General features: G+C 29.2%; 1 protein-coding gene. It reads right to left on the reverse strand.

Annotated features, from left to right (window positions below):
• The coding region (locus CCAND38_RS12090; RefSeq protein ID WP_042343761.1) for a hypothetical protein at positions 1–212 on the reverse strand (212 nt) is incomplete at both ends.

A 212-nucleotide genomic window follows, 5' to 3' on the forward strand; every position in this document is an offset into this window, starting at 1 on the left:
TATTTACGTTTCAAAAACTCTTTGTAATTACTTAGTTCTCCGTTTACATATAGTTGTAGAATCAAGATATTATCCGAATCAGAAAATTCATATCGAAATTCATATATCGAAGCAGAAACTTTAAAGCCAGAGCCAGGGTTTAACACATAGAGTCTATCTCCTTTTGTATAATAATATTCTATTCTTTTATTTTTTTCTCCTGTCTCTCGATA

It is taken from the genome of Capnocytophaga canis, from assembly GCF_000827555.1.
Classification (GTDB): Bacteria; Bacteroidota; Bacteroidia; order Flavobacteriales; family Flavobacteriaceae; genus Capnocytophaga; species Capnocytophaga canis.